This is a genomic window from Absicoccus sp. (assembly GCF_034090965.1).
In the GTDB taxonomy this organism is placed as follows: domain Bacteria; phylum Bacillota_I; class Bacilli_A; order Erysipelotrichales; family Erysipelotrichaceae; genus Absicoccus; species Absicoccus intestinalis.
In genome coordinates this window covers 1-24,846 of the sequence record NZ_JAXDRQ010000029.1, presented here as the reverse complement: position 1 = coordinate 24,846, position 24,846 = coordinate 1, and the positions used below count along the sequence as shown (strand labels likewise).

Here is a 24,846-nt window from a genome sequence, read left to right as displayed (position 1 = left end):
AACTAAATATGCGACATCATCATCCCCTACATCTTCCAAGATTACATTTTCTTGTCCAGTAGAAGCATTTTCCGTCATTCGTTGATAAATAACCGCAATCTTTAATTGCTTCGCCGACATTTCCTTGATTTGTTTCTTGCCAATTCGTTTCATCAAAATCTGATGTCGCCGTGTTTCTGCATTGGTTCCCCACAATCCAGATTTATATGCATTCAACTCTGATTTCGTCAATAAATTATTGGCAGCATATTCTGAATTCGAAGGGGATAAAAACGATTTCCACGTAATATAGGCTTCCTTTTTATCGGTTTCTGAAAAATCATCGGTATCAATATTAAATACTTCGACCAAACGTTTCGCATATAATTTATAATCTTCACTCGACATATTTTTGGGTGATGTATAAACAATATTATGGCTAACAACCGTTTTCGCTAATACACGCCCTTTACAGTCATAAATCTGACCACGCGGTGCATTCACATATTGACGAATCGATGTATAGTCATCCTTTTTCTGTACATAATCATTGTATGAAAACACTTGAATATAGATCAAGCGAATAAAAATCACCAAAAATAAGACGACAATAAAAGAAGATAATAAGAGAATACGGTGGGATATTTCATCATCCATGCCACGTATCTTATGTAAATGGCTAGGTTTTCGCAAATGCGGCATACCACTACCTCCTCCACTTTGTCTATTATACACGAATTCTTTTTCATTTTAAAAAAACGTTAAAAAGCATCAAAAGTGTATAAAATCATGAAAAATGCTTTTTTTTCTATGCCGATTTTAATAGAAGGAACTCAAAAAAAGACGAATAAAAAGTCCTTACATTATGTATGTAAGGGCTACTTATAAAATTGGCATTTCCTCTCAGTTCCAAACATCTTTTAAATAACGGTCGCATAAACAAAATGGATACAATTAAAATTGATCATTTTGATAAATAGGCAAATGCCGGTTTATACTTGGTGATGATGCGATCTTGAATTGCTTCCTTTTCTTGGCTTGTTAGCTCTACATCGCAAAATCGATGGATATCCATATTATGTTTTAGATCGGCCAATTTGACTTTTTTAGCAATCGGATCTTCATTTATCTTTTTGATATACTCCATATAAGGAACATGCTTATCATGGGTCAATCGTTCAATGGCATCGGCTACATCTTTTGGAAATAGCTCCCGGAGAGTTTCCATTGTCACATCTGTATCTTCTACCGTGTCATGCAGAAGGGCCACACAACATGTATATTCATCATCCATTTGTTCTGCCAGATGTAAAGGATGAAAAATATATGGCTTTCCTGCTTTATCCACTTGCTTCTTGTGTGCCTTATAAGCAATCATTAATGCTTTTCGAGTTAACTCTGTATAAATCATGGTCTACCTCCTAACTTTTTATGATTTGCTTCTTTTTGCGTAAGGAAACAAACAATTTTTGCTACGATCTCTTCCACTTTATCACTTTCTTCTATATGGATAGCAATAATTCGATCACGAATGGCATTGAGTTGAGTAAATTCTTTTTCATCCATGCATAACCGCCTTTTTATTTTTTCAGGCTCTTCTTTTCGCTGTAATAAACGTTTGATTGCCAATTCTTTCGAAATGCATAATTGAAAGACAATCGAATCAGGACATAAGGATATGATCTTTTTGACGCCTACAGGATCTAAGATGACGACTCCTTTGGGTTGCTCATAATCTTTTTTTAATGAACCATAGTAAGCATCATTAAAATAAGTCCATTCAAAAAAGGCTTTCTCTTCGATCATTTTCTGAAAAGCATCCCGAGAAATAAAATGATAATCTTTGCCATTTTCTTCGTATTCTCTTTTTGACCGTGTTGTATACGTTATAATTCGGTGATATCCGTATTTCTTTTGGAGGAAATTCGCTATAGTTGTCTTCCCACTACCGGACCAACCACATATAACAATAAGCGACATAAACGCACCTTCCCTTAACTTTCTTTAAAAAACTATGTATACTAAAAAACGAAATGAGGTAAAGTATGAAACGAACAAAAACACTTCAAGTTCATGTAAAAGATCTAGCCATCGGTGGTAATAATCATGTCGTCATTCAATCGATGTGCAACATCAAAACGGAAAAGACCGATGAAGTCATTTCCCAAATTCGCCAACTCGAATCTTTAGGATGCGAACTTATTCGCGTAAGTTGTATGGACATGAATGATGCACAAGCCATTCAAACTATTGTTCAAAATATTCATATTCCATTAGTTGCTGATATTCACTTTGATTATAAACTTGCATTGGCGTGTATCGAAGCAGGTGCCCATAAAATTCGTTTAAATCCTGGAAATATTGGTAAAAAAGAAAATGTCGAAAAAGTTGTAGAAGCTTGCAAACTATATCATGTCCCCATTCGTATTGGTATCAATGGTGGTTCTTTAGAAAGAGATATTCATGACAAATATGGAAAACCTACTGCCCAAGGAATGATTGAAAGTGCAATGCGTCATGTCAAGATCTTAGAAGAACATGATTTTTATAATACTGTCCTTTCTTTTAAATCCAGTGATCCCCTACTTTGTATCGAAGCTTATCGTCTGGCAAGCGAAACCTTTCCGTATCCGTTACATCTGGGCGTTACAGAGGCGGGAACCGCTTTGACCAGTGCCATTAAATCTTCTTTAGCATTGGGCAATTTATTGTTGGATGGAATTGGTAATACCATTCGTATCTCTGTCAATGGAGATCCAAGCCAAGAAATCATCATGGCCAAAGAGCTTTTAAAAGATTGTCATTTGATCAATCATGTTCCCAATTTAATTGCTTGTCCAACTTGTGGACGCACGCAATGGAACATGGAACCGGTTGTCAATGAGATGGAGGACTACTTAAAAACAGTCCACAAAAATATTACAGTTGCGATCATGGGATGTGCAGTCAACGGTCCTGGTGAAGCAAAACATGCGGATATTGCGATTGCAGGTGGCAAAAACGAGGGCTTATTGATCAAAAAAGGACAAATCATTGAGAAGATTCCTCAAGATCAAATGGTCCTACGTTTAAAACAAGAAATTGATGCATATAAAGAAGAGGACTAGGCCAAAGTAAGCCTAATCCTCTTTCTTTTTGGCATTTTGCACCATGAAATAGGAATGATACCCAATACACGCAATATAGGCTACACTCAATAAGATCAACAACACAAAATGCGTAGATGTTGCACTTTGTACATACGTATATCCTGCATAAGCCAATCCCAAAGCTACGACAATCATTAAGGCAATATCGGTCTTGACATTCTTTTGTCCTTCGCTGGTTAATTGAATGGCTTTTAGGCTCATCGCATAAACCACGATTGCCAAAGCATATAAAATCGCAATAAAAATATAAATTCGCATACTCTCCTCCTACTGCAAACAATCAGCCAATGAATCATCTTCAATAAATGTATTCACATTATAGACATACATCATCGAATCAATTTGATCTTGTTGGATCAATTGATGCAGATCCCCATAATAATAACGTGGATCCACGACTGTAATGGATTTATAATACGGAATCAAAAAAGGAATCAAAGCATTGGCATAACTATCTTTGATCAACAAAAGATGTCCCGTGGCATCTGTATCCATTTCTATTCGAACCAAGGCATGATTACCATTGCCAAATACGGCATATTGGTCATTGGATGCGATGGCTTTGGAATGATACCACGTACGAGATTGCGTCCCGTCGTCTTCATTGGTCACTAAATAATCTGGTTGATCTTTCGGCACAAAAATATGAATGGAATCCTTGATTCCTACACTTCCTGTTGTATGAGACAGTGTACCATGAAATGAATCAGAAACAAGCATTTGTTTATAATCCGATTTCTTACTTTCGGGATAGAAGGCCTGAAAAGCATAAAAAGCACCTAAACTTGTCCAATGATGATCCGTTTTATAATAGATATATTCTTGGGCATGATTTTTTAGTTGCTTACGAACATCTACGATCTGGATCGACTTATCGATTTTTTTATCAATCGTTTGGATAATTGCATTTTGATCATAGGATATCGCACCTTTATCCACTCGATCATTTTGAATGGATAATGCCGTTGGTACAAGGAGAAACGAAGTCGGAATATTCATACTCTTTGATAATGTATTGATGGCTTGGATATTTTGACGAATTTGTGACCATTGTGGCTTTGGACAATCTTGGATCAATTGATCCTTAGCTAAAAAAACATCGTTGATCTTTTGATTTTGCGTTGCTTTCAAAAACAAATATCGACCATGGATCCATATGTATCGACCAACAAATTGATCCGAAAACCAAGTAGTGATGGCTGTTTGATACCTTCCATCCCATATATTTTGCCAGGAGCAAGTAGGAAATTGTTGCAACGACCTGTTTTCAATCGTTGATTGCTTGGCATCAGGCCACAAAAGATTGATGATAAACGTCAAACAGAGGATTGGCACAAAACATCTTCCCAATCGTTTGGCAAATTGTTTTTGTTTCATTTCTCTCTCCTAAAAGGCGGCATATAAAAAAGTTTGATAGGTGCTGCCAACCATCATACAAATACATAACAAAAAACTCAGGCCATACAAACCAATCATCCACCATGTACTGTATCGATGAATACAGACATGTTCGATATGATCCCAAAAAGGTAGCATGAAGAAAAAACTAGCTACATATAAGATCCAATGAGAATGGAAAATGAATGCATCCATGCCCGTGATCCATGTGGTGTGTCCGAATGGAATCATCAGAGCCAATATACGAAACGCTTGAGAAAGATTCGGACTAAAGAAAAAGACCCAACCAATCATGACCAAAACAAAGGTGTAGATATGACTACCCAGTGGATGATTTTTTAATACCGGTTTCATATAATAATGCTCAAATAAAATAAGAGCACCATAATACAATCCCCATACAATAAAGGTCCAGTTGGCTCCATGCCATAATCCAGTACAAAACCAGACAATCCCTATGTTTCGTATATAATGGCTTCGATTCCCTCCTAATGGAATATATAAATAGTCACGAAACCACGTTGATAGCGAAATATGCCAACGACGCCAAAAGTCCTGAATGCTTGAAGCAATATAAGGATGACGAAAATTGGGTTCAATATGAAATCCCAACATTTCACTTAGACCAATGGCCATATCGCTATAGCCACTAAAATCAAAATATATTTGAAGGGTATATGTGAATGTCAATAACCAGGCTCCCCAAAAAGAAGATGTAGCTTGCAGACTTTGAAAAGCCAATGCCAAAGAATCAGCTAATACTACTTTTTTGATCAATCCTTTTAAAAATAGAATGCTACCTTTCCCCATATTTGACAATAGGATTGTTCGATCATTACATGCGTCAACCATCTTGTGATAGGGAACGATAGGTCCCATACTGATCTTACCAAAATAACTAACATACAATGTATAGTTCAATAGATCATGACTGGCCAGGCTTCGTTTTGTGTATACATCCATCAAATAAGATATTTCACTAAATGTAAAAAAAGATAAACCAATCGGAATGCTCGTTGGTTGGATACCAAAGAAAAAATGCGTATATTTAAAAGCCATCAACACCAAAAGATCCACAACGATTCCACTTGTTAAGATTGTCTTTTTCTTTTCGGACTGCTCCATGACAAGGCCTGTTAAATAATTCCAAGCAATGGATAAAAGCAAGACACCAATATGCGAAAGATTGGCCCAACCATAAAAGATCAAACTAAAGATAACGAGTCCGATATTTCGTTTTTTTATGTCTTTGAAAAAATATTGACTGATAAAAACCAAAGGAAAAAAGCCAAATATGAAGAATAATGTTTGAAAGCCCATCAGTATGCCCTTCTTAATGCAGCTATTTCTTCTTTATAAGGTGGCTTACCATCCTTATAAGGAGTTTCTAAGATCTTGGTAACATCTTGTAGTTTGGGATGATGGGCAATTGCGTATAAACAATCAAAGCCTATATATCCTTCACCAATATTGGCATGGCGATCTTTGTGGGTACCTCTTTCATTTTTGGAATCATTCAGATGGATACAAGCCAATTGATCCAATCCCAAAACGGCATCAAAGTGTGCCAATACTGTATCAAAAGCATGAAGGTCATAGCCCGCATCATGGATGTGACAAGTATCCAGACAAATTTTGATGCGTTCTTGTTTATGAATGCCCGATCGAATGTGGGCCAATTGCTCAAATGTAGATCCCAATTCCGAGCCTTTTCCAGCCATGGTCTCTAAAGCGATACAAATTGATGAATCATCCGCATCCAATACCGCATTTAACCGATCAATGATCGATTGTATGGCCACGTTTACATCCGCTTTTAGGCTAGCGCCTGGATGTAAGACCAAAGTAGTCGCACCAAATGCTTGGACACGTTTTAATTCACTGGCTAGGAATTCTTGTCCAAACTGTGCGACTTCTGGCTTTATGGTATTGGCTAAATTGATCAAATACGGGGCATGAACGATCACACGGTAACGATCCCAGCTTTGTTCTTTCATCAAAGCATGCGCTTGATCGATCTTCAACCTTTCAACAGGTTTGCGCTTGGTATTGCTGGGAGCACCCGTATAGATCATACAAGCATTGGCACCATACGATATGGATTCTAAAATGGATCCATAAAAGTAATTAGGCGCCTTCATGCCTACATGAGAGCCCAAATAGATCATGACTCATTCGCCTTCTCTCGTTGTTTTTGTTTCGCACGCTCTTTTTTCTGCCTTTGAATATCTTTCTGAATCATTTGACGCTTTCTCTTGCGCTTCAAACGTTCAATTTCTTGTTTTTGTTTTTTCTTGTATCCCGGTTTTACTTTTTTATTTTTTCGTCGGACAATGCGTTCAATTTCCTGATCGAATTCATCTTTTTGACGTGGTTTCTTTGTTGGAAAATAAGGTTTTAATGAGATCCATTGTCCTTTCTTTACATCTTCATGATGAAATTTCACTTCTTTCGATAGGGTTTGAATGGCTTTCGCATCCTTGTCTTGATACAAAGCAATACAAATGCCATCGCGATTGGCACGACCCGTACGACCAGCCCGGTGGATGTAATATTTCAAGTCTTTTGGGAAACCACAGGAAATGACATGGGTCACTCCATCCAGATTGATCCCACGAGCCGCAATATCTGTGGCAACGATGTATGTTTTTTTCTGGGCATTGATCAAACGAATGGATTTCAAACGTTCACGAGATTCCATCGAACCATGAATTTCAACAAGATCATAATCATGCGCTCGTAATGTTTTGGCAAATTCTTCAGCTTCTTCATTCGTATTCGCAAAGATCAAACAAACATAGGGTTGTATCGTTGGGAGGATATCTAAAAGTTTCCCACTGTATGTTTTATGTTTACAAGGTACTAGGATATGTTTTACATTGGCTTGAAAATTCGCTTTTTCATCGATCTGGATCATATATGGATCGTGAAGATATTTCTTTAAGAATGGCTTCAAAGCTTCTGGTATGGTTGCAGAAAAAACCATCAATTGGATCTTTTTATCCATATGCGAAAGAATCGTGTCAATATCTTCTAAAAAGCCAAATTCCAAGGTCATATCGGCTTCGTCAATAACCATGACTTTGGCCGTATCGAGTCGTAGGATCTTATCTTGTAAAAACACATCTTTCATGCGTCCGGGTGTACCAATGACAATATGTGGCAAAAGGGTACTACTTTTCTTTTCGCTGCCACCGGTCACTAGTTTTACACGCATGCCCAATGCATCCGTCAATTTCTTACATCTTTCATAGAGTTGATAGGCTAATTCACGAGTGGGTGTAGAAATGACGGCCTGCACCTCATTTTTATCGGGGTCGATTTGTTCCATGATTGGCATGAAAAAGGCATGGGTCTTGCCGGAACCGGTCGATGATATACCAATCACATCACGTGATTTATTGGATATGTGTAAAATTTCACTTTGAATGGGGGTCAATTCTTTAAAATGTTCGATTTCCATGATACGTTGTACAATTGTGCTGTATTCCATGTTGAACCTCCTTTAAAACGTGTCTATCGTAACACACAAAAACTTTGAAAACAAATCACGAGTTCGTATAATAAGGGTATGCAAATCATCAAAGTAAGACCACAAGGATATTGTGGTGGTGTATTAAAAGCGATTGATATGGCAAAACAAGCACGCCAGCAATATCCAGACGAAAAAATCACGATTTTAGGAAATCTCGTGCACAATGCCTATGTGAAAAAAGCCTTGGCCAAAGAAAACATTCAGACTCTTGAAGACCCCTCAAAGACACGCCTTGAATTATTAGAAGAAATTGATGATGGAATCGTCATATTTACGGCGCATGGAATTCATCCACAAGTCAAAGAGAAAGCGTTGCACAAGGGACTGCATGTGATCGATGCAAGTTGTCCTTTTGTTTTGCAGACACAAAAAATTGTCCAACAAAAACTACTTGAAGGGTATGATGTTTTTTATGTTGGCAAATATCAACATCCCGAAGCGGAATCCATTTATACGTTGAGTCCATCTGTGCATTTGATCCAGGATACCCATATTCCTGACATTACCAATCCACATATTTTTGTGACCAATCAAACAACCATGTCGATCGAAGATATCGATCATATTTTTCAGGCCATCAAAGACAAATATCCAGCGGCTGTATTCCATGATGAAATCTGTAATGCGACTCGGATTCGTCAACAAGCCATTCTGGATCTAAAAGACCAAAATATAGATATATTGATTGTCGTGGGGGATCCTTCCAGCAACAATACACAAAAATTATTGGAAATTGGCAAAAGTGCAAATATTCCCCTACGGCTAAAGGTGCAAACGTTTCAAGACATTGATCGACAAGCTTTGGATCCAAATGCCAAGATTGCGATTACTTCTGGAGCGAGTACCCCGCCTTATTTGACCAATCAAGTGATTGCTTATCTACAAGGAAAGATCACAAAAAAAGAAGAGATACAAATAGGAAAGATCCTATAATGTATCTCTTTTTTGTAGAATTTCGAGTTCTTTTTCAAACGCTTTTCGTTTGGTAGGGACTTGTTGGACAAGTTGTTTTAATTTTTTTTCTTGATCCTGTAGATAGCATTCATAATCGGATGACGTTTCTACATGATATCCATAACGCAAGGCAAAGGGCGATAGATCTTGTTTGTATTGAAGATATCGACAATCAAGGATTGGATAATAATGTTTATCCAAAACCATTTGTTCTCTTTCAATCACCAACCCATGACTCGAAACATATTCTCTTACGAGTTCTGCTTGAGAGTGTGGTGAGATCAAGAAACGCATAGAAGGATACAATGTTGCTTTTTCTAAGATATCGATGATCGTATGCCCTCCCATTCCGGCAATCACAACGATATCCACATCATTGGGTAGCCCAATCATTCCATTTATAAGCAAACATTGGATCGTATCTTCCAGATGGGCTTGGCGAACTTCGTTTTGGGCTCTGGCCAAAGGTTTTTGTGCAATATCACAGGCATAAGCTTTTTTCACCTTGTGTTGTTTAATGGATTCAATGCATACATAACCATGATCACACCCAATATCCGCTAAAACATCGCCTTCTACCCAATCGATCACATGGGCCAAACGTTTTGAGATCATGATTTCATAAAATCTTTCAAACGTTTTGCTCGATTTGGTTTTTTCAATTTGCGAATGGCTTTGGCTTCAATTTGACGGATACGTTCACGGGTTACATTGAATTCTTTGCCTACTTCTTCCAAGGTACGGGTGCGACCGTCTTCCAAACCAAACCGCAATCGCAATACTTTTTCTTCTCGTTCGGTCAAACCTTGTAAGATATTATCGATTTCATCTTTTAATAATTGATTGTTGGTATAATCATCCGGTGATAAAGTTTCTTTATCTTCAATAAAATCACCCAAATGCGAATCGTCTTCTTCACCAATTGGTGTCTCTAACGATACGGGATCCAAAGCAATTTTTTGAATTTCACGAACTTTATCGGCCGTAATATTCTCCATCTTTTCCGCAATTTCTTCTGGTAATGGATCACGACCTAGATCTTGTACCAATTGACGTTGGATACGCGTCAACTTATTGATGGTCTCGACCATATGTACCGGAATACGAATGGTACGGGCTTGATCAGCAATGGCACGGGTTATGCTTTGACGGATCCACCATGTTGCATAGGTAGAAAATTTAAAACCTTTTTTATAATCAAACTTGTCAACGGCTTTGATCAAGCCACAATTTCCTTCTTGGATCAGATCCAAGAACAACATGCCACGGCCTACATATTTTTTGGCAATGGATACAACCAAACGTAAGTTGGAAGAAATCAAAATTTGTTTGGCTTCTTCATCGCCTTCCTGGATTCGTTTGGCAATGATGGGTTCTTCTTTGGGATCCAAAAGCGGAATCTGACCAATTTCCTTCAAATACATTTTCACAGGATCATTGATTTTGGAATGGGATGAGTTCGCAAAGGTCTTCTCCAATTGAGAAATATCTTCACTGACAGAATCTTCACTTTCATCTTCTACAGGTTCTAATTCATCTTGGGAATCATCAATGAACTGAATATCATTGGTGTCACACCAATCGAAAAGATCATCCATCTCTTCATCGGATAATTTCAAATCATTGATCGCATCCATGAACTCATTTTGCGAAATGTCTTCATTGTTTTCATTGGCCTTCAATAAATACGCTTTACTTTCGTCAACGGATTTAAATGCTTTCATTTTGCTTTTCGTTGCCATAACTTATCCTCCCTTGTTCATGTAACAATCGTTGTTTATCAACCGACAGCTTTGCTTTTTCAAGTGGATCTGCCACCGTTTTGATCTTCGCATTGATCGCATCGATCTGTTCTTGCAGAGTACATATTTTGATCTTCTTCATACTATCGTTAAAATACGATTCATCAAAATCGGATTTGCGATAGGGATCATTCCATATCTGCATCAAAAACGAGCGAATGTCTTCATCGGTGATCTGAGCCATTAATTGATCCCGGTCCAATCGATCATATGTACGATAGAGATCGTAGATATATAATGATAATTTCTGACATCTTGGATCTTTAAAAAAGCCAATTTCATCACGAAATCGCTGACATGCTGATTTGCTCAATAATATACAATTTAATATCGCCCGCTCCGCTATATCACGTCCTGGCATCGGTTGGGATATATATATAGGTACGGAACGTTGTTTTCTTATTTTTGGCTGCACTGGTTGCTGGATCATCGTATGGAAATCAAATCCAGTTTTTTGTTTTAATTGTGCCAAATACGTTTCTTTTTCAAAAGAATTGGCCATTTTTTCAATGGCTTCAAAAATTTCTTGGGCATAAGCTTTTCGATCTTCATAGTTGTCCAAATTATATTTGGTCAATAAATGATCGAAGAGAAATTCCACAAAAGAAATGGTACGAGATACAAAAGCCGATAGTTCTGCTTGTCCTCCTTGATCAAAGATCTCATCGGGATCTTTATTGGTATGATTCTGCACTACAACGATATCCATATTTTGTGCAAGTGCCATCTTGCCAAACTTATACGTTGCATTTTGCCCCGCTGTATCGCCATCGTAACAAATGGTCACAGGCACTCGCAAACGTCGGATCAGTTCCAATTGTTCGGTTGTACAAGCCGTGCCTAAACAAGCAATGCTCTCATGGATGTCTGCTTTCTCAAAAGCTAATACATCCATTGCCCCTTCTACTAAAATGACGCGATGGGCCTTATGGGCAAAAGCTTTCGCACGATGATAATTAAAGATGACATGGCCTTTTTCATAGATCTTTGTTTGTGGACTATTGATATATTTAGGTTCATCTCCTGTATTGGTCAGTTTACGAGCGGTAAAGCCAATTGGATGTCCATTCGCATCATGAATGGGAATCACAAAGCGATCATGAAACAAGATATGTCCATTTTGAGTCAATCCCAACTCTTTTAATGTATCAGCATCGTATTGTTTGGCCTCAAAATATTTTTGTGAAGCCATTGCAGAGGGTGCATAACCAATTTCGAAACGATATAAAATATCTTCATTGATCTTACGCCGATGTAAATAGTCCAAAGCCAATGTTCCTGCTTCACTTTTTAACTCATACTGCATATAGGAAATATAGGCCTGCAAGATATCATGATACGTTTGATTGGGATCAACTTTTGGTTGATAAGCCTCCTTGGGCAGAGCCAATGGATAACCAATCATATCGGCTACTTTCGCTACTGCTTCCGGAAAGGAAATATTTTCCATTTTCTGTACAAAGCCAAATACATCGCCACCAGCGCCACATACAAAACATTTATAGATTTGCTTGTCCGTAGAAATCGAAAGACTTGGATCATGATCATCATGAAACGGACAGAGCGCCTCATAGTTTTTTCCTTTTTTTGATAACGACAAATACCGTGACATGATATCGACAATATCGGCTTGTGCACGGATTGCCTTTAGATCTTGTTCATTGATCCAACTCAATCTCATCACCTACTAAAACTGAATGCGTTTTGTGATATATGCTTCCAATTCATCCAATGGAACGCGAACTTGTTCCATCGTATCTCGATCACGAACGGTTACACATTGATCTTCTTGTGTATCAAAATCAACAGTTATGCAGTATGGCGTACCAATCGCATCTTGACGGCGATAACGTTTTCCGATACTTCCTGTTTCATCATAGGTACAACTACATACATCACATAATTGTTTAAAGACATCCATAGCTGGTTCTTTTAATTTCTTTGATAATGGTAAAATAGCGACTTTATATGGAGCTAAGAATGGATGTAACTTCAATACGGTACGATCTTCTTTTTCTAAATGTTCGATTTCATAAGCTTCAGACATAACGGCCAAAATCAATCGTTCGACACCGACACTTGGCTCAATGACATAAGGAATATATTTTTCATTGGTTTGTGGATCAAAATATTCCAGGGATTGTTTACTATGTTCTTGATGTGCTTTTAAATCAAAATCCGTACGATCGGCAATACCCCACAATTCGCCCCAACCAATTGGATCTTGGAAATTGTATTCAATATCACTTGTACCATTGGAATAATGAGCCAATTCTTCCGGATTGTGTGCACGCAAACGAATATTTTTTTCATCCAAGCCCAGATCCTTTAAAAATTGTACGCAAGCTTTACAATAGTATTCAAACCATTCTTTATCCGTGCCTGGTTTACAGAAAAACTCTAATTCCATTTGTTCAAATTCACGCGTACGGAAAATAAAGTTTCCGGGAGTGATCTCGTTACGGAAAGACTTACCAATTTGACCAATGCCAAATGGAATCTTTTTCCGCATCGAACGTTGCACATTCTTAAAGTTTACGAAAATACCTTGAGCTGTTTCTGGACGCAAATAAATCGCATTTTTGGCATCTTCCAAAACACCTTGATAGGTTTTGAACATCAAATTAAATTGACGAATGCCTGTAAAATTTTTAGCTCCACATTTTGGACAAGCAATCTCATGATCTTTGATGAATTGTTCCATCTCTTCGTTTGACATTCCAGCAGCACTGACTTCATTATGTGTTGCTTCTTCGATCAATTGATCGGCACGAAAACGGGATTTACATTCTTTACAATCCATCAAAGGATCACTAAAACCACCAACATGGCCACTGGCAACCCATACTTCTGGATTCATCAATATGGCTGATTGAATCCCGACATTATTTGGATCTTCATGGATAAACCGCTTCCACCATGCTTTTTTTATATTATCTTTGAGCTCGATTCCTAATGGACCGAAATCCCATGTATTGGACAAGCCACCATAGATCTCTGATCCTTGGTAAACGAATCCGGCATTTTTCATGTGTGCTACCACATCGTTAAATGACAATCCACTCATTATTGTTCTCCATTTCTATTTGTACCATGACAAAAAAAGGCACAAAGATGTACCTTAATATTATATATCAATTTTGCTCGAAATTGAAGTTAAAAATCGTAAGCTCGATAGGTTTAAGTTTAGATAATACGCAATCCAACTTGCCCATTGTATAAAATCGGATTGATCCATCGTATAGTGTTGACAAAACGATTCGTAGGCAACGGGCTGTACATGAAATAAAGAATGAATTTGGATCAATTCGGCTTTCTTTTTTTTACCAATATGCGATGGATTGCAATAAGAACATAGAAAACCACCTTGTTTGATGGATAAGGCCTCAATAGAATGTGTCCGACCACATTGAACACAATGATCCACACAAGGATCGATTCCTTGATGATGAATGATTTCTTTTAAACAAAGACAGGCATACGTATATCCATTTGTATGGGTATGAAACGCTTGCCAACAAGTCGTCATAAGATCCATAAATGCTACATTGATGGGTCCTAAATGAACCAGATCATTGAGAACTTGACATGCGGTCTGTATTTCCAGATCTTCTAAAATATGATAAAAATACTGTTTGTTTGCTCCATATAACAACAAGGGAAATCGATTGGGCCTTTCATCAATGGTAAGATGCACCAAACTAAATGGTTGGCATAGTATGCGATTTTTTGATTGCATCGATTGTACACCGCGTGCTCGTACTCGCAAAATTTCATGGGATGTCAACAAAGTGACAATGGCATCTTTTTCACGATATTCTTCATTTTTTAAGATCAAAGCATCGATGTCTCTAGTCGTCATCAAATTCATCCAATCCAATCGCCTTGATCTTGTCTTCGTGATTTCGCCAATTTGGTTCAACACGAACATACAATTCCAATTCGACGCGTTGTCCAAGCAAGTCACTTAACTCTTTTTGTGCCGCTAAGCGAATGGAACGAATCATTCTTCCTTGTTTACCAATCAAAATGCCTTTCTGACTCTTCTTATCCACGACCACCATCATTTGAAGATGATACCCATTTGTCCTATGCTCGCTTTTTTCCAGTAAGACAGCTACACTATGCGGAATTTCTTCATGGGTACGCAATAAGATCTTTTCCCGTACGATCTCACACATACGAAAATTAAGATCATGATCACTTTTCATTTCTTCTGGAAATAAAGCAGGACCTTCTTTTAAATACGACTTCATCACTTTTAAAATTTCCGCTAAATTATCGGCTTTTTTGGCACTAATAGGAATGATTTCATCAAAATCATAAACTTTAGACCAATTCAAACAAACATTCATCAGTTTTTCTTTGCTCATTTGATCAATTTTATTGATCAATAAGATGACTGGTTTATGAAGGGATTGAATGCGTTCAAGAATAAATGTATCCCCTGCTCCATAGGTTTCCATTCCATCCACGATCCATGCCAAAACATCACAATCTTCCATCGCCGAATAGGCATTCTTATTTAGAACACGACCCAATTGTTGCTGCGGTTTATGAATACCCGGGGTATCCACAAATACATATTGAGCATCCGGTTTTGTCAGGATGCCAGCAATGTTGTTCCGTGTAGTATTGGGCTTATCCGACATGATGGCAATTTTTTCTTTGAGCAATTGATTCATCAATGTACTCTTGCCCGCATTGGGACGCCCAATAATCGCAATGAATCCTGATTTATACATACTCTGTTTCCTCCTAGATCACTTTTGGGATAAAAATCATAAGTCCGGTAATGGCTGCACAAAGACAAATGATCAATACCCCAAAAGCAGCCATGTCTTTGATTCGTTTTGCGCGTGGATCCCGTTTTAAACTGATATAATCCACACATCGTTCAATACAAGAATTGACGACTTCTGCCGCAATGACAAGGCCAATGCACCAAATGATCTTGAGCCATTCATCCCCATTTAACCGAAAGAGAAAGCCACATACGATCACAACAAGGCCAAACCCCATTTGATAGCGAATACTGCGATCTTTCAAACAAGTCAAAAAGCCACAATAGGCATAATAAAATCTACCGAGAAACCATTTCATCCAATATCACATCCTGTAATCCGAACATTTCTTTTTCATCTTCGGGGCTCATATGATCATATCCCATCAAGTGCAAAAGGCCATGGCAAAATAAGAAACAAGCCTCACGACGAATCGAGTGCCCATACTCTTTTGCCTGCAAACGAATTGCATCAACATTGATGAAAATATCACCTAGTTCATACTGATCTTCTTGTGTATATGCATCGTCTAGATCATCTTGCAGCGCAAAACTAATGACATCCGTAGCTCGATCGATATTTCGATACATCCGATTGATTTCATGAATTCGTTCTGGTGTGACATAAATCACAGATAAGGACCAATTTCCTGGTCGATCCAATATTTCACATGTTTTTTCTAAGATAGCTTGATAGTCTTTTTTGAACCGATACATCATCGGATCTTTTGCTTCATTGATAAAAATAATTTCCATACTGAGAGTATATCATAAAAAGGGGCATTCTCCTGTCCCTTAGCTATTATTTTTTAGTACCGTATCCATCGTTATTTTATGGATGCGTTGGATATCCAGCATCATCACGAACAGATAGCCAACAAAAACTAAAAGTATCATGCGAAGCTTGCCGTTCGCACTTAAGAAGAAAGCAAACCAACCATCCATGGTTTGCATCATCATCTTCCAGATATATGCCATGAGCCATTCACTCACAAAGGACATTACGATGCAAACAATCAATACGACAATGATAGTTGGTCCGATGATGATTTTCGAAATTTCTTTTGTGGAATATCCTAAAATCTTGGTCATCGAAATGACATTTTCATTGCGTTCAATGATCAATTTGGTTAATAAGTACAACAGAATCACGGCACATACAACACAAAGATATTGAAAATACGACATATAAGCTCCCATGGAATGATCAAGTTGTTTGGCCATTTTCAAAATGTCTTTTTACTGATGGTCGTCACAATAGAATGACTATCGATATCATTGATCTTTTCATTAGAAAACCATCCATTGGTATAGTCATCAAAAAGCGATGTAAATTGCGTATTGGTTGTAAAGACAGCAAGAGAACCTGAATAATCATAGATTCCTGCCATTTTTAATTCGTAGGTGGAAGAATCATATTGAGCATGCAAAACAATCGTATCACCAACTTGGATATCGTATTTATCATGCATGCTTTGACTAATCAATATTTGATTTCCTTTCAAATGACGCAGTTGTTTGGATCGAGTAAATTGACTACTTGGTTTTACACCAAAAATGGACACCTCTTCTTGGAAAGAATTGGTTTTATAATTGAGTGTTTCCATCAAAAATGATTCCGCTGATGAAACCGATGTTGTTACATCATCATCGGTTACGATTGTTTCATATTTGGCTAACATCAAACTCGATACATCGTTTTGATAATGTTTTAACGTATCGGGTAGGCCAATAGCCATAGAAAGCAAGATCATCACAAAGAAGATACCAACACATACAGTTGCATAAGTCGGTATATTCTGCAAAGTCATACGCCATTGGATTCGATGCAAAAATGATCCATGTCGTAAAGAAATCGCATGACGTTGTTTGGCTTTGTGTAGATAATGTCGTAAGAAGGCCAATGGTGAAAATTTAAGTTTGCGATAAATCACCCATCCATCTATCACAAATATCAAACATAAAGGAATGATGGTCGTTTGAATAAAGGCATCGGCTGAAAACAAGGTGTGATACGTAGGTAAACTGTAACTATTTTAATACATATTGACAACCACATTTTTTAATACCGTATAGCCTAGGAGATTGCCTATACAACATGAAACCAAAGTAATCAACATGGGCATGAGCATGTACTGTTTCCATAAGACTTTCCTGTCTTATCCAAGTGCTCGTAATGTTCCAATGACCGAGGCTTCTTTGGTGATAGTATTGCTGATAGTGATAGAAAAGATAAAAGCCATCACCATAATCAATACATAAAGGATAACACCACTCATAGCTCGATAGGAACCCATATCATCGATTGTAAATTGAATCGCCTGATTCCTATAGACGGGTAAAAAATCTTCTATTTTATTCCCATTTGTGGTAATTTGTGTGATCAGTGCCTGTAAAAAATCATCCGATGCTTCTTTATCGGATCCTTTTTGATTCGTAAATGTATATGCATAATTATAATGGGTAGAAGTATCGATGGATGCAAAAGCAGCATCGGTAACTAGACCCACATCAAAGGTCAATGCATCGTACATGACATCACTGTTATTTTGAAACAGTGCCGAATAATCAACATTGGCCACAAAACCACTGACTGTAAAAGATTGGTTACCAATATGCAACGTATCGCCAACTTTAATATTGGCATTATCGGCATGCATTCGATCAATGGCAATTTCATCATTTTTGGTTGGAAGCGATCCTTTCATCACACAAGCTGTATCGATTTTTTTGCGAATAGAGTAAATACGGATGACACTTGATCGATCATCCACTTTTTCGGTGGATTCTTTAAAAATTTGCATACACATTGACTGGTTGTGCAGTAAATGAAGTATCTTTTAAATTATATGTATCGATGGCTTTTTGATAAGCAGCATCTATTTCTTGATTGGCTTGTTCGTAGGCTTCTTGTCGATAGGCTTCGGGAACAGTTTGATTGATTTTTTCATAAGCTTTCTGCTGATAATATGCCTTGATATTGGCTTTTTTGCCACTGGCAATATTTTTCAATGATTCATTGCTGGCTTGTTCTGTAATTCAAAATGACCGTCCTCTAAATGATAGGTCGATTGACTAGTTTTGGCGCTAACTAACATACTGCCATTGGTCACATATATAGCCGAGACAAAACCAATGGTCAAGATCATAAATACACTCACCACCAGATATTTTATCCATTCAGCTCGTAATTCGCGTAAAATTCGTTTTCGTAGTGGATTCCTCATAATGGCTACCATTTCAATGTCGCTGCGGATACTTTTTCATGATTGAACGTATCATTTCGTACCGTTCCATCGTGTAAATGAATAATGTGATCAGCCATATGACAAATGGCTTCATTATGAGTAACCATCAATATGGTGTTCCCATATCGTGCATTGATGGTTTCAATCAAAGTAAGAATTTCTTTTGAGGTATGATAATCCAAGGCACCAGTGGGTTCATCACATAATAACAAACTGGGATTTTTAACGATGGCTCGACCAATAGATACACGCTGTTGTTAACCACCAGAAAGCTGATTAGGAAACTTATCGCGATGATCCCACAATCCCAAAATTTTGATCAATTCATTCACATCCAATGGATCATCGGCAATGTAAGCACCCGTTTCAATATTTTCCGTAACAGTTAGATTGGGAATCAAATGATACATTTGAAAGACATAACCAACATGTTTCCTCCGATATTGGGTCAAGTGCTTGTCATCCATCGTTTCTAATACAGTATCGCCAATTTGGATGGTTCCACAATCAACAGTATCAATTCCACCAATGATATTAAGAAGGGTCGATTTACCGGAACCGGAAGGGCCTAGTAATACACAAAATTCGCCTTGTCTTAACGAAAAACTCACATCTTTTAATACATTTTGTACAGAATCACCATATTCATATTACACAGATCATTAACTTTTAAAAACATGTTCATTGGCTTCTCCTTCTTGTTTTTTGCTCCAATGTAAAATATGACGCTTAATAAAAAATAAAATATGAACAAGGAACAAAACGATACATAGACTCAACAATCCCATCCAAAAAGAGTTCGTAGCCATCAATAATCGATTCATCTTTAACACCTCTTTTCATCCGTCACAATAGCTGCACACATTGCAATCCCCTCTTGTACCATCGTTCGATAGGATGTCGTACATTGATGAATCTGAGCAAATCTTTGTTTTGCCTTTTCTACATCGCCATATACTTTCCAACAACCAATCCATTTACATTCCCTTTGTTCAATGAAACCGATGACATCTTCAATTGAATAGCCTAAAAAGATACCTACTTCATGAGGAAATATATCGCCTTGTTGAAGACGGTGAATCAAATGGGCAACACAACAAGCGGGATGCGTATTGGTATAGCCATAGGGTTCCAGTAAACATTGCACTTTTTGATCCGTTAAGATCTTTTCAATATCTTTTGAACGATAGATATAAACAAGTACGCGATCATTCATGATCCGGATGGGAATTAGACGAATTCCTTTTGGTACTAAGATCCGATTGATTCGCACACATTCTTCTACCAACGATTGATGGTCATGATAAGGACAATTAAACAAACTTCCTGCTTTGATTCCTGCAAGTGTAGGTGCTGCTTGATGCATGATATCCATTTCCGACATGTTTTTCTCCTATTAGCTTTATCTAACTATTTATATGTTAGCATTGACTAACTTTAGAGTCAAAACCGGAATGTTCATTTTCCTCCTACATAAAAAAAGCCGAATCGCTGTTAGATTCGACTATTTTACTGATGCTCTTTTTAAGAAGCTATAGGTCATTTCGATTTGTTTATTTAATGGTTGTCGCTTATCTTTATCCTCTACCAACATCTTCGTCAACAATCGCATAGCAACCGCTCCCATATCGTATTCAGGAATGTTGTAAGATGAAATATGTGGACGAACCATATTCAGATATTTATTGTTGAGAATACAAATCAATTCATAGTCATCCGGTACTTTATAGCCGGCTTCTATGGATGCATTTAATACAGCAATCGCCTGCGAATCACGCAATGTGATGACCATTTGACTTGGTTTCATCTTTTTAAAATGTTCCGTTAAGAAAACATAAGAAGATTTATAAGAATCATCATAAGAAATATATTTTTCAAATTTCTTCCCTTTTTCTTCAAAGGCTTTATCAATACCATTCTTCAATTGCTCCATCATGGAAAGATTCAATTTGTCTTCCACCAAAGCAATATCTTCAACGCCTTTATCGAAACAAGCATTAACTAGATCATAGGCCATTTGCTCAAAATCTAAATATACATTTCCCACATTCGCAATATTGGTTTCTGGAATCTTACTACCAACAATGACCATTGGAATTTGATATTCATTTAAAACTTCTAATTCATCTTCAGAAAAATTATCATTAAATAAGATGACACCATCCACTCTGGACTTAATGATGGATTCGATGACATCTTGCATCCTGGAAATTCCCTTGGATGTTGTATGAAACATAATATTGTAATTATAGATCTTTGCCACATCCATCAACCCATTTAGAATCTTTGCATGATAAGGAAACATTTTTTCGCCCATAACGATAGATACGGTCGTTGTTTTGGATAAAGCCAGTCCTTGTGCAATCGCATTGGGTTTATAGCCTAATTTCTCAATGGCTTTTTGTACTCGGATCCGTGTATCTTCACGAACGACATTGCTGTCGTTGATCACACGTGAAACCGTAGCCAAAGATACATCCGCCTCTTTTGCGACATCGTATATCGTTATTCTTTTCATTCGCTACCTTCGTCTTTCTTATCAAAAAATTTCTGAATGCCACCAAAAACGGCTTTGTTGAACTTATCCGTTAATTCTTCGGCAGCATCTACACCTTTCTTCAATCCTTCACTTTCTCGAACAATATCCAATCGTTTATCTGCCTTATCGACCAAATCAGCAATTTTATCATTGGACATGAGAATTTCTGTCGTTGATTTAAAACCATCGACGATCAATCCGGTTGCCCCTTCGATTAAATCTTTGCTGGCATCAATGGTTTGTTTAAAATTATCGCTATTCGATACATCCACAGCTTTCTGGCGTGTCGTATCAATGATATTTAATACGTTATCTTTCGCATTCGTAAGATTTTCTTTGATCTTCTCTGGATCGGAATTTTCTTTTAAAACTTGTCGCAAATCATCAAAAACATCTTTGATTTGTTTCTTTCCTTCATCAACGACCTGTTCATTTTCTTTATTATCTTCTTCACGAAAAGAATCCAATTCTTCCAATGATTTTTCTTCAAGCTCATCGACTACATTTTTCTTTTCTTCAGCCATCATTCTTCCTCCTGACTATGATTTACCGGAAATTCTCGGTGCTCTTCTCTTTTTTCGTTGACCTTATCAACAACTGTATCCTTTACATCATTGGCAACCGATTTTACTTTGTCTACATTTTCTTTGATGCTACCATCGGCTTTTTTATCAGCCAACCATTCCTTCACTTGTTTTGATCCTTTATCCAATGATCTGGCTGTCTCGACGACGACTTCACGTGCTTTTGTATTGACATCATCCACACTCTTTGACACATTCTCAATGGTTTCCAGTGGCGTATCTAATTTACGCACCTGCTCATTGACGATAGCCAATGTTTTATCAAATTCTTTAAGCGTTTCAATGATCTTTTTAAATAAAAAGGCTAAATACACTAGAGCAACAACGCCAGCAACGGGTAAAAGATATCGAAATAATTGAGCAATTGCTCCTAATAATTGATCCATTGTCACATCATCACCTCGAGTGCATTATAACACTTTATTTTAGCTCTATCCACCGTAAATGAAAATTTTTTCATGATTTTGAAAGCTCTTACGTAAGCGTCAGATAAATCAGTGTCTATGATGTTATAAACAAAACCCGTTGTGAACAAACAGTTATTTGTATCATAACGGGTTTATTTACATATTGTCTTTATATCACTGCACCATGGCAGATAATCATCCAGTAATGAAGGATCGGATATAAAGTCTAGTCCGGGCAATGAATTGAATAGAAGATTCAGATATTTATATGGATCCAGTTCATTGGCTTTCGCTGTTTCGACGATACTGTATATCGCTGCACTCGCTTTCGCTCCTTGTGGTCCTCCATTGAACAGCCAGTTTTTTCTGCCGACCGTGAATGGCCGTATAGCTCTTTCAGCTATGCTGTTGGTCATCGGGATATTTCCATCTTCCAGATATTTGATGAGTCCTGCTTTCTGGTTTAGAGCATAATGAAAAGCCTTTCCGCATTTTGATGACGCAAGTACTTTGTCCTTATTTGTTTCTATCCACGCAAAAAATTCTTCGACCATTGGCGCCTGTATCTCTTTCCGTTTCCTTTGTCTGGTCTCTGCATCAAGATCTTCTAATAATGCTTCTTCATGGAAGATCTTCTGCAGTTTCTCGATGGCCTGTTTTGGATAGGTGGCATTCATTGACTTCAGATCCTTTGGCAGGGCATCGGTGAAATATCTTCTCAGATGTGCCCAGCAGTAACAGTGTTCTACTCCGTTGATCTGATCATATCCTGCATACGCATCGGTGATCAATGATCCACTGAATCCTTCCAGGTATTCCTTTGCCTGGATACCTTTCCGGTTCGGCTGATAATCGAACAATCGTATCGGTGTCTTCGAATATTTATGCGTTGTATATACCCACATATATGACTTTGAAGTATTCTTCTTGTCTTTTTCTTTGAGCACCTGGACCGTTGTTTCATCCGCATGGATATACTTCTGATCAATCAATATGGAATGCATCCTGCGAATCAAAGGATATAGCCATTCTCTGGCAGCAATGACCATCCAGCTTGACATGGTGGCACGGCTCAATTCTGCTCCCAGGTGCTTCCATGTCTGCTCCTGCCGGTAAAGTGTCACTGCATTCACATACTTCTGTACCATGATATATGCCACACTGTCTGCGGATGCATAGCTGTGCGGTATCACATTGGCCGGTACTTCTGCTTTAATCATATGGGGCTTGCCATGTTTCCTGCAGTTTCTGCATTCATATGTCGTTCGATATACTTCGACCAGTTCCAGTTTTGGCGGTGTGAACTTCAATTCATTGCGTACGAACTCTTCACCGACACGGACCATCTCAGATCCACATTGTTCACAGTACCGGTCTTCTTTGGGGATATCCAGCAGTCGTTTGATCTTTGGCAGGTTCTTAAATTTTGCACTGATCTCGCCAGGCACTTTTTTATGTTTCTTCTTGCGTTTATAGGTGATATCCACATATCCGGGATTCTCTCCCAGTATCGTTTCGGCCTCATCAAATAAAGAAAGCTGTTCAAAACCAAGTGACCTTGCCGTCTCACTTTTGGTTCCGAACAGTTTTTTTCGGTAATATTCATTGGTTTCCTTCAATAAGAAATTTTCCTGTTGAAGCAGTTCAACCTGTTTCTTCAATTCATCATATACAGTCATCATATCTGCATATAACTGCTTTGTCTGAAGATATAATTCTTTGTAGTCTTGATCATTGATCTGGCCTGTTTTCATCATCTATATTATACCATAATATGTTTTATATATCGCGTTTTTGAGCGATTTATATCACACTTTTTGGACTGACTTTTTTGATGACCTTCGGCTGTTCGATCTCTAATCCTTCCAGCAGCCATCGAAGCTGCTGATGTGTAAGATCTTTGACTTCTTTCTGTTTTCTAGGCCATCTGAACCGTCCGTCTTCCAAACGTTTATACATCAAAAGAAAACCATCACCATCCCAATACAATGCCTTGATCCGATCATTCTTCCTTCCACAAAAAAGAAACAGACTGCTTGAAAACGGATCCAATTGAAATTCTTCCTGGATGATGGCGGAAAGACCATCAATTGACTTTCGCATATCGGTATGACCACAAGCTAAATAGATGTGATCGAGTTTGTTTAGATCTAACATTTTGATGCCGCTCTAAATAATTTGATCAGAAATTCTTCCGATACATCTTCTGACATTTCGATATCCACATTACCGATATGGATAGATATGGAATCAGTATGTGCAGCAGGCAATGAAGATACAGGTATTTCTTCAAAACAGGTATTTTTATTTTTTGATGACCAGTCAACTGGAAGATTTGAATTTTTCTTCGGGATATCTTCGATCGCCATCTTTCGAATCTTGGCCAAATAATAGTAATAGCTTTTTTCACTGATATTGTTCTGTTTACAAAATTCTGTATTTGTGAGACCACTGGCCCGGCACTTATG

Annotated in this window: 32 protein-coding genes and 1 pseudogene; 2 read left to right on the top strand and 31 right to left on the bottom strand. The window is 37.7% G+C overall.

The annotated features are described in order from the left end of the window. The 3 genes and pseudogenes from SOS22_RS04305 to SOS22_RS04295 all read right to left on the bottom strand — a co-directional run. Positions 1 to 681 (bottom strand): annotated as a pseudogene (locus SOS22_RS04305) (penicillin-binding protein 2); the annotation flags it as partial. A 262-nt stretch (positions 682 to 943) separates the two neighbouring features. Continuing rightward, on the bottom strand, positions 944 to 1,390 hold the full coding sequence (locus SOS22_RS04300) for an HD domain-containing protein (RefSeq protein ID WP_320596430.1): 447 nt from the start codon (positions 1,388 to 1,390) through the stop codon (positions 944 to 946). Continuing rightward, positions 1,387 to 1,959, bottom strand: a complete 573-nt coding sequence (locus SOS22_RS04295) for a guanylate kinase (RefSeq protein ID WP_320596429.1) — start codon at positions 1,957 to 1,959, stop codon at positions 1,387 to 1,389. The genes SOS22_RS04300 and SOS22_RS04295 overlap by 4 nt, the downstream gene beginning before the upstream one ends. Positions 1,960 to 2,024: 65 nt before the next feature. Between SOS22_RS04295 and ispG the strand changes: the two genes are divergently transcribed. Further along, the gene (gene ispG / locus SOS22_RS04290) at positions 2,025 to 3,086 is read left to right on the top strand and encodes a flavodoxin-dependent (E)-4-hydroxy-3-methylbut-2-enyl-diphosphate synthase (RefSeq protein ID WP_320596428.1); all 1,062 of its coding nucleotides are present in this window, start codon (positions 2,025 to 2,027) and stop codon (positions 3,084 to 3,086) included. A gap of 12 nt (positions 3,087 to 3,098) precedes the next feature. Here the strand turns inward: ispG and SOS22_RS04285 are convergent, their stop codons facing one another. The 5 genes from SOS22_RS04285 to SOS22_RS04265 are packed head-to-tail and all read right to left on the bottom strand — an operon-like array spanning position 3,099 to position 8,019. Next, complete coding sequence (locus SOS22_RS04285) at positions 3,099 to 3,386, bottom strand: hypothetical protein (RefSeq protein WP_320596427.1); 288 nt, start codon at positions 3,384 to 3,386, stop codon at positions 3,099 to 3,101. A 9-nt stretch (positions 3,387 to 3,395) separates the two neighbouring features. Beyond that, entirely contained in the window at positions 3,396 to 4,505 is a 1,110-nt protein-coding gene (locus tag SOS22_RS04280) for a DHHW family protein (protein ID WP_320596426.1), read from the bottom strand. 9 nt (positions 4,506 to 4,514) lie between these two features. Continuing rightward, positions 4,515 to 5,846 (bottom strand): MBOAT family O-acyltransferase, encoded by a 1,332-nt coding sequence (locus tag SOS22_RS04275; protein ID WP_320596425.1) that lies wholly within the window; start codon positions 5,844 to 5,846, stop codon positions 4,515 to 4,517. Beyond that, on the bottom strand, positions 5,846 to 6,694 hold the full coding sequence (locus SOS22_RS04270; RefSeq protein WP_320325106.1) for a deoxyribonuclease IV: 849 nt from the start codon (positions 6,692 to 6,694) through the stop codon (positions 5,846 to 5,848). The genes SOS22_RS04275 and SOS22_RS04270 overlap by 1 nt, the downstream gene beginning before the upstream one ends. Beyond that, the gene (locus SOS22_RS04265) at positions 6,691 to 8,019 is read right to left on the bottom strand and encodes a DEAD/DEAH box helicase (protein ID WP_320596424.1); all 1,329 of its coding nucleotides are present in this window, start codon (positions 8,017 to 8,019) and stop codon (positions 6,691 to 6,693) included. The genes SOS22_RS04270 and SOS22_RS04265 overlap by 4 nt, the downstream gene beginning before the upstream one ends. A 78-nt stretch (positions 8,020 to 8,097) precedes the next feature. Between SOS22_RS04265 and ispH the strand changes: the two genes are divergently transcribed. Next, positions 8,098 to 8,994 (top strand): 4-hydroxy-3-methylbut-2-enyl diphosphate reductase, encoded by an 897-nt coding sequence (gene ispH, locus SOS22_RS04260; RefSeq protein ID WP_320325108.1) that lies wholly within the window; start codon positions 8,098 to 8,100, stop codon positions 8,992 to 8,994. Here ispH and SOS22_RS04255 read toward each other — a convergent pair. From SOS22_RS04255 to tnpA, 23 genes are all read right to left on the bottom strand, one after another. Beyond that, positions 8,989 to 9,630 carry a class I SAM-dependent methyltransferase gene (locus SOS22_RS04255; protein WP_320325109.1) on the bottom strand — a complete coding sequence of 214 codons (642 nt, stop codon included), beginning with the start codon at positions 9,628 to 9,630 and terminating at the stop codon, positions 8,989 to 8,991. The genes ispH and SOS22_RS04255 overlap by 6 nt on opposite strands. Then, the gene (rpoD, locus tag SOS22_RS04250) at positions 9,627 to 10,757 is read right to left on the bottom strand and encodes an RNA polymerase sigma factor RpoD (RefSeq protein WP_320325110.1); all 1,131 of its coding nucleotides are present in this window, start codon (positions 10,755 to 10,757) and stop codon (positions 9,627 to 9,629) included. Before rpoD ends, SOS22_RS04255 begins: the two co-directional genes overlap by 4 nt. Continuing rightward, complete coding sequence (gene dnaG / locus SOS22_RS04245; RefSeq protein ID WP_320596423.1) at positions 10,726 to 12,498, bottom strand: DNA primase; 1,773 nt, start codon at positions 12,496 to 12,498, stop codon at positions 10,726 to 10,728. Before dnaG ends, rpoD begins: the two co-directional genes overlap by 32 nt. Positions 12,499 to 12,504: 6 nt before the next feature. Beyond that, on the bottom strand, positions 12,505 to 13,884 hold the full coding sequence (locus SOS22_RS04240; RefSeq protein ID WP_320596422.1) for a glycine--tRNA ligase: 1,380 nt from the start codon (positions 13,882 to 13,884) through the stop codon (positions 12,505 to 12,507). A 60-nt stretch (positions 13,885 to 13,944) separates the two neighbouring features. Further along, the gene (gene recO / locus SOS22_RS04235; protein ID WP_320596421.1) at positions 13,945 to 14,679 is read right to left on the bottom strand and encodes a DNA repair protein RecO; all 735 of its coding nucleotides are present in this window, start codon (positions 14,677 to 14,679) and stop codon (positions 13,945 to 13,947) included. Further along, positions 14,669 to 15,562, bottom strand: a complete 894-nt coding sequence (gene era, locus SOS22_RS04230; RefSeq protein ID WP_320596420.1) for a GTPase Era — start codon at positions 15,560 to 15,562, stop codon at positions 14,669 to 14,671. The genes recO and era overlap by 11 nt, the downstream gene beginning before the upstream one ends. Before the next feature lie 13 nt (positions 15,563 to 15,575). Further along, positions 15,576 to 15,920, bottom strand: coding sequence for a diacylglycerol kinase family protein (locus SOS22_RS04225; protein ID WP_320325115.1), 345 nt, complete (start codon positions 15,918 to 15,920; stop codon positions 15,576 to 15,578). Further along, on the bottom strand, positions 15,901 to 16,356 hold the full coding sequence (gene ybeY / locus SOS22_RS04220; RefSeq protein ID WP_320325116.1) for an rRNA maturation RNase YbeY: 456 nt from the start codon (positions 16,354 to 16,356) through the stop codon (positions 15,901 to 15,903). The genes SOS22_RS04225 and ybeY overlap by 20 nt, the downstream gene beginning before the upstream one ends. A gap of 39 nt (positions 16,357 to 16,395) precedes the next feature. Further along, entirely contained in the window at positions 16,396 to 16,824 is a 429-nt protein-coding gene (locus SOS22_RS04215) for an FtsX-like permease family protein (RefSeq protein ID WP_320596419.1), read from the bottom strand. Positions 16,825 to 16,826: 2 nt separating this feature from the next. Further along, a complete protein-coding gene (locus SOS22_RS04210; RefSeq protein WP_320596418.1) occupies positions 16,827 to 17,606 on the bottom strand; it encodes a hypothetical protein in 780 nt (259 codons plus the stop codon). 153 nt (positions 17,607 to 17,759) lie between these two features. Next, the gene (locus SOS22_RS04205) at positions 17,760 to 18,404 is read right to left on the bottom strand and encodes a hypothetical protein (RefSeq protein ID WP_320596417.1); all 645 of its coding nucleotides are present in this window, start codon (positions 18,402 to 18,404) and stop codon (positions 17,760 to 17,762) included. Further along, positions 18,391 to 18,612: a hypothetical protein gene (locus SOS22_RS04200; RefSeq protein WP_320596416.1), complete on the bottom strand. Its 222-nt coding sequence runs from the start codon at positions 18,610 to 18,612 to the stop codon at positions 18,391 to 18,393. Before SOS22_RS04200 ends, SOS22_RS04205 begins: the two co-directional genes overlap by 14 nt. After that, the gene (locus SOS22_RS04195; RefSeq protein WP_320596415.1) at positions 18,609 to 18,827 is read right to left on the bottom strand and encodes a hypothetical protein; all 219 of its coding nucleotides are present in this window, start codon (positions 18,825 to 18,827) and stop codon (positions 18,609 to 18,611) included. Before SOS22_RS04195 ends, SOS22_RS04200 begins: the two co-directional genes overlap by 4 nt. Before the next feature lie 5 nt (positions 18,828 to 18,832). Then, entirely contained in the window at positions 18,833 to 19,060 is a 228-nt protein-coding gene (locus SOS22_RS04190; RefSeq protein ID WP_320596414.1) for a hypothetical protein, read from the bottom strand. A gap of 45 nt (positions 19,061 to 19,105) precedes the next feature. Then, on the bottom strand, positions 19,106 to 19,459 hold the full coding sequence (locus SOS22_RS04185; RefSeq protein ID WP_320596413.1) for an ABC transporter ATP-binding protein: 354 nt from the start codon (positions 19,457 to 19,459) through the stop codon (positions 19,106 to 19,108). A gap of 51 nt (positions 19,460 to 19,510) precedes the next feature. Next, complete coding sequence (locus tag SOS22_RS04180; protein ID WP_320596412.1) at positions 19,511 to 19,672, bottom strand: hypothetical protein; 162 nt, start codon at positions 19,670 to 19,672, stop codon at positions 19,511 to 19,513. 2 nt (positions 19,673 to 19,674) lie between these two features. After that, positions 19,675 to 20,232, bottom strand: a complete 558-nt coding sequence (locus tag SOS22_RS04175; RefSeq protein WP_320596411.1) for a DUF3793 family protein — start codon at positions 20,230 to 20,232, stop codon at positions 19,675 to 19,677. A 120-nt stretch (positions 20,233 to 20,352) separates the two neighbouring features. Then, the gene (locus SOS22_RS04170) at positions 20,353 to 21,366 is read right to left on the bottom strand and encodes a LacI family DNA-binding transcriptional regulator (protein WP_320325126.1); all 1,014 of its coding nucleotides are present in this window, start codon (positions 21,364 to 21,366) and stop codon (positions 20,353 to 20,355) included. Continuing rightward, complete coding sequence (locus SOS22_RS04165) at positions 21,363 to 21,914, bottom strand: hypothetical protein (protein WP_320325127.1); 552 nt, start codon at positions 21,912 to 21,914, stop codon at positions 21,363 to 21,365. Before SOS22_RS04165 ends, SOS22_RS04170 begins: the two co-directional genes overlap by 4 nt. Further along, a complete protein-coding gene (locus tag SOS22_RS04160) occupies positions 21,911 to 22,357 on the bottom strand; it encodes a DUF948 domain-containing protein (RefSeq protein ID WP_320325128.1) in 447 nt (148 codons plus the stop codon). The genes SOS22_RS04165 and SOS22_RS04160 overlap by 4 nt, the downstream gene beginning before the upstream one ends. Positions 22,358 to 22,530: 173 nt before the next feature. Next, the gene (gene tnpC / locus SOS22_RS04155) at positions 22,531 to 24,060 is read right to left on the bottom strand and encodes an IS66 family transposase (protein ID WP_414144410.1); all 1,530 of its coding nucleotides are present in this window, start codon (positions 24,058 to 24,060) and stop codon (positions 22,531 to 22,533) included. Between the two features lie 121 nt (positions 24,061 to 24,181). Further along, positions 24,182 to 24,535: an IS66 family insertion sequence element accessory protein TnpB gene (gene tnpB, locus SOS22_RS04150; protein ID WP_320596409.1), complete on the bottom strand. Its 354-nt coding sequence runs from the start codon at positions 24,533 to 24,535 to the stop codon at positions 24,182 to 24,184. Next, positions 24,529 to 24,846 (bottom strand): IS66 family insertion sequence element accessory protein TnpA (gene tnpA / locus SOS22_RS04145; RefSeq protein ID WP_414144409.1); only part of this gene is annotated, 318 nt, incomplete at its 5' end. The genes tnpA and tnpB, both read right to left, overlap by 7 nt.

Excerpts from the sequence above, each read along its gene's own strand:
- SOS22_RS04205 (WP_320596417.1), bottom strand. The coding sequence starts at position 18,404 with ATGCAAATTTTTAAAGAATCCACCGAAAAAGTGGATGATCGATCAAGT.
- SOS22_RS04280 (WP_320596426.1), bottom strand. The coding sequence starts at position 4,505 with ATGAAACAAAAACAATTTGCCAAACGATTGGGAAGATGTTTTGTGCCA.
- SOS22_RS04240 (WP_320596422.1), bottom strand. The coding sequence starts at position 13,884 with ATGAGTGGATTGTCATTTAACGATGTGGTAGCACACATGAAAAATGCC.
- ispG (WP_320596428.1), top strand. The coding sequence starts at position 2,025 with ATGAAACGAACAAAAACACTTCAAGTTCATGTAAAAGATCTAGCCATC.
- SOS22_RS04180 (WP_320596412.1), bottom strand. The coding sequence starts at position 19,672 with ATGAATCGATTATTGATGGCTACGAACTCTTTTTGGATGGGATTGTTG.
- era (WP_320596420.1), bottom strand. The coding sequence starts at position 15,562 with ATGTATAAATCAGGATTCATTGCGATTATTGGGCGTCCCAATGCGGGC.
- SOS22_RS04195 (WP_320596415.1), bottom strand. The coding sequence starts at position 18,827 with ATGAGGAATCCACTACGAAAACGAATTTTACGCGAATTACGAGCTGAA.
- SOS22_RS04285 (WP_320596427.1), bottom strand. The coding sequence starts at position 3,386 with ATGCGAATTTATATTTTTATTGCGATTTTATATGCTTTGGCAATCGTG.
- SOS22_RS04175 (WP_320596411.1), bottom strand. The coding sequence starts at position 20,232 with ATGTCGGAAATGGATATCATGCATCAAGCAGCACCTACACTTGCAGGA.
- recO (WP_320596421.1), bottom strand. The coding sequence starts at position 14,679 with ATGACGACTAGAGACATCGATGCTTTGATCTTAAAAAATGAAGAATAT.
- SOS22_RS04225 (WP_320325115.1), bottom strand. The coding sequence starts at position 15,920 with ATGAAATGGTTTCTCGGTAGATTTTATTATGCCTATTGTGGCTTTTTG.
- ispH (WP_320325108.1), top strand. The coding sequence starts at position 8,098 with ATGCAAATCATCAAAGTAAGACCACAAGGATATTGTGGTGGTGTATTA.
- SOS22_RS04275 (WP_320596425.1), bottom strand. The coding sequence starts at position 5,846 with ATGGGCTTTCAAACATTATTCTTCATATTTGGCTTTTTTCCTTTGGTT.
- ybeY (WP_320325116.1), bottom strand. The coding sequence starts at position 16,356 with ATGGAAATTATTTTTATCAATGAAGCAAAAGATCCGATGATGTATCGG.
- dnaG (WP_320596423.1), bottom strand. The coding sequence starts at position 12,498 with ATGAGATTGAGTTGGATCAATGAACAAGATCTAAAGGCAATCCGTGCA.
- SOS22_RS04295 (WP_320596429.1), bottom strand. The coding sequence starts at position 1,959 with ATGTCGCTTATTGTTATATGTGGTTGGTCCGGTAGTGGGAAGACAACT.
- SOS22_RS04255 (WP_320325109.1), bottom strand. The coding sequence starts at position 9,630 with ATGATCTCAAAACGTTTGGCCCATGTGATCGATTGGGTAGAAGGCGAT.
- SOS22_RS04265 (WP_320596424.1), bottom strand. The coding sequence starts at position 8,019 with ATGGAATACAGCACAATTGTACAACGTATCATGGAAATCGAACATTTT.
- SOS22_RS04165 (WP_320325127.1), bottom strand. The coding sequence starts at position 21,914 with ATGATGGCTGAAGAAAAGAAAAATGTAGTCGATGAGCTTGAAGAAAAA.
- tnpB (WP_320596409.1), bottom strand. The coding sequence starts at position 24,535 with ATGTTAGATCTAAACAAACTCGATCACATCTATTTAGCTTGTGGTCAT.
- tnpC (WP_414144410.1), bottom strand. The coding sequence starts at position 24,060 with ATGATGACTGTATATGATGAATTGAAGAAACAGGTTGAACTGCTTCAA.
- SOS22_RS04160 (WP_320325128.1), bottom strand. The coding sequence starts at position 22,357 with ATGGATCAATTATTAGGAGCAATTGCTCAATTATTTCGATATCTTTTA.
- SOS22_RS04300 (WP_320596430.1), bottom strand. The coding sequence starts at position 1,390 with ATGATTTATACAGAGTTAACTCGAAAAGCATTAATGATTGCTTATAAG.
- SOS22_RS04270 (WP_320325106.1), bottom strand. The coding sequence starts at position 6,694 with ATGATCTATTTGGGCTCTCATGTAGGCATGAAGGCGCCTAATTACTTT.
- rpoD (WP_320325110.1), bottom strand. The coding sequence starts at position 10,757 with ATGGCAACGAAAAGCAAAATGAAAGCATTTAAATCCGTTGACGAAAGT.
- SOS22_RS04215 (WP_320596419.1), bottom strand. The coding sequence starts at position 16,824 with ATGGCCAAACAACTTGATCATTCCATGGGAGCTTATATGTCGTATTTT.
- SOS22_RS04170 (WP_320325126.1), bottom strand. The coding sequence starts at position 21,366 with ATGAAAAGAATAACGATATACGATGTCGCAAAAGAGGCGGATGTATCT.